The sequence below is a fragment of the Citrobacter sp. S-77 genome (assembly GCF_963864895.1).
GTDB classification, from domain to species: Bacteria; Pseudomonadota; Gammaproteobacteria; order Enterobacterales; family Enterobacteriaceae; genus Citrobacter; species Citrobacter murliniae.
In genome coordinates this window covers 1-967 of the sequence record NZ_CAWLWU010000019.1, presented here as the reverse complement: position 1 = coordinate 967, position 967 = coordinate 1, and the positions used below count along the sequence as shown (strand labels likewise).

At 57.0% G+C, this 967-nt stretch carries 2 protein-coding genes; both read left to right on the top strand.

What is annotated here, in order from left to right:
• Window positions 1-667: major capsid protein (locus tag AACS05_RS24830; RefSeq protein WP_045438194.1), on the top strand; the 667-nt coding region annotated here is incomplete at its 5' end.
• Window positions 668-708: 41 nt separating this feature from the next.
• On the top strand, window positions 709-967 hold a 259-nt coding region (gene gpFI, locus AACS05_RS24825; protein WP_116266401.1), incomplete at its 3' end, for a DNA-packaging protein FI.

The window sequence follows — 967 nt, the reverse complement described above, 5'->3', positions numbered from 1 at the left end:
GCTGGCCATTGCTCAGGTCGAAGAGATGCAGGCAGTTTCTGCCGTGCTTAAGGGCAAATACACCATGACCGGTGAAGCCTTCGATCCGGTTGAGGTGGATATGGGCCGCAGTGAGGAGAATAACATCACGCAGTCCGGCGGCACGGAGTGGAGCAAGCGTGACAAGTCCACGTATGACCCGACCGACGATATCGAAGCCTACGCGCTGAACGCCAGCGGTGTGGTGAATATCATCGTGTTCGATCCGAAAGGCTGGGCGCTGTTCCGTTCCTTCAAAGCCGTCAAGGAGAAGCTGGATACCCGTCGTGGCTCTAATTCCGAGCTGGAGACAGCGGTGAAAGACCTGGGCAAAGCGGTGTCCTATAAGGGGATGTATGGCGATGTGGCCATCGTCGTGTATTCCGGACAGTACGTGGAAAACGGCGTCAAAAAGAACTTCCTGCCGGACAACACGATGGTGCTGGGGAACACTCAGGCACGCGGTCTGCGCACCTATGGCTGCATTCAGGATGCGGACGCACAGCGCGAAGGCATTAACGCCTCTGCCCGTTACCCGAAAAACTGGGTGACCACCGGCGATCCGGCGCGTGAGTTCACCATGATTCAGTCAGCACCGCTGATGCTGCTGGCTGACCCTGATGAGTTCGTGTCCGTACAACTGGCGTAATCATGGCCCTTCGGGGCCATTGTTTCTCTGTGGAGGAGTCCATGACGAAAGATGAACTGATTGCCCGTCTCCGCTCGCTGGGTGAACAACTGAACCGTGATGTCAGCCTGACGGGGACGAAAGAAGAACTGGCGCTCCGTGTGGCAGAGCTGAAAGAGGAGCTTGATGACACGGATGAAACTGCCGGTCAGGACACCCCTCTCAGCCGGGAAAATGTGCTGACCGGACATGAAAATGAGGTGGGATCAGCGCAGCCGGATACCGTGATTCTGGATACGTCTGAACTGGTCACGGTCGTGG